Annotated in this window: 3 protein-coding genes; all 3 read right to left on the minus strand. The window is 65.5% G+C overall.

Going from position 1 to position 1,667, the window contains the following annotated elements; translation table 11 throughout:
* A partial coding sequence (locus AB1609_23220) for a hypothetical protein (GenBank protein ID MEW6049347.1) occupies window positions 1-377 on the minus strand: 377 nt, incomplete at its 3' end.
* A 102-nt stretch (window positions 378-479) separates the two neighbouring features.
* Window positions 480-956: a Pycsar system effector family protein gene (locus tag AB1609_23225; protein ID MEW6049348.1), complete on the minus strand. Its 477-nt coding sequence runs from the start codon at window positions 954-956 to the stop codon at window positions 480-482.
* Between the two features lie 445 nt (window positions 957-1,401).
* Window positions 1,402-1,667: hypothetical protein (locus AB1609_23230; protein ID MEW6049349.1), on the minus strand; the 266-nt coding region annotated here is incomplete at its 5' end.

The raw sequence follows: 1,667 nt of genomic DNA on the forward strand, positions 1-1,667 counted from the left end.
TAGCACACTCCAACTCCGAGGCGCGTTGGAATATCCTTAAACGACTCTAAGGTTTGGAAGCGCCTGTCGGGAGGGTCTGGCGGGACGCACTTGGCATAGGCGCGCTCGACCATGATGGCCTGGCGAACGACGTCGGCAGCGACTTCGGTCTGGGTCTGCCGATGGACACCTTCGGGAAGCTCGTAGAGGAAGATAAACCCGTCCCCCAGGAACTTCTTCATGAAAGGTTTCTGGCCGCCTCCCCTGGGCGCAAGGCACTCCTCCACAAGCGCGTAGAACTCCTTGCAGAAGGAATCGACTCCCGCCTGGTACTTCATTCCATAGGCCGTGAAGCCGCGCAGGTCGCCTGCTACCACAAAACACATCTGCCGGCTCACATTAACCACCCCCCGGGGAACTGATGATCGAAAATGTAGCCCAGTTGTGAAATTGCTAGTATCCTGGAAGCAAGTACACTGCCCATTCCACTCGCCAGCCCGTCAAAGTATAAGGGAAACCAACCCCGCGACCAGCCCCGCCATTAATCCACCGATGCTCCACCGGAGGCGCCTGAACTTCAGCGAGGAGATGCGCGACAGCACATAGACCTGGCTTTCCAGCGCCTCGATCTCCCGCAGCCCAACAAGTGCGCGGGACGCCTTCCTGAAATCCTCCAGCGACAGCCTCACCACCTCAGCAAAGTGCGACACGGAGCCCCCGGACGGGCCGCCGCTGACGTTTGGCAAGACCGTCAGGCCCGCCCACAGGATTGACCAGGCCACAGCAGCCAAGAAGACCGTGTCACACGCCCGGGTCGCCCAACCGCCCGCGAGACCCCCGGTCACCGCCCCACGGCCGCCTGCAAGAAGTCCCGCGACCAATGCACCATTGAGCCCTACGATCACCGCTGCTTTGGCGTCGGCGTTTGCGATCCACCCCTCGCAGGTTCTCACCTGCCAGCGCAACCTCTCAATCATGAGCTGTTCCTGCTCTCTGCTAACAGACCGGCCAGCGCTCCCGCACATGTTGCGTTCCAAGCCTCCACTCCTGATGAACCCGGTGCCCCCATCAAAGGGGTCCATCCCGGCGCAGGTGCCGCGGTTCGGGGGGTGATTGCGGCCTAGGTGCTGCCGTTCGGCGGATGACCCCGGTGCCGGAGCCTCGGTTGCGGCGGCGATTCCGGCGTACGGGCCGCAGTTCGGCGGGCCATCCCGGCGCGGGGCGCCGCGGTTCGAGCGCCGATCCCGGCGCAGGGGCCGCGGTTGGGGCGGGCATTGCGGCGCAGGGACCGCGGTTCGGGCGACCATCGCGGCGTAGGCGCCTCGGTTTGGCGGCGATCGAGGCACAGGGACCGCGGTTCGCGGGGCCGTCCGACGCAGCGCTCCGATGTCGAACCCCAACCAGGCTGGGCGAGCGCGGCGGCTATTTGAGGAGGGGGAGGAGGAGGGAGAGGGAGCCGTCGAGGAGGGCGGAGAGCAGGGGCGCGTCCCAGTCCAAGAGGAGGTGGGACTGGATGGCGCGCTTGATGCCGTCGCGGCTGGGGAGGTCGATGAGGAAGGCAAGGGTGCCGTCGTCTACCGGCCGGGCAAGCTGCCGGAAGCGTACACCCACCTCGATCTCGCGCCCGACCAGGGACCTCCGCCGGCGATCGTACTCGGCCAACGACTCCGCAGACAGGTTGTCCTCCG

The sequence above is a fragment of the Bacillota bacterium genome, assembly GCA_040754675.1.
GTDB lineage: Bacteria > Bacillota > Limnochordia > Limnochordales > Geochordaceae > Geochorda.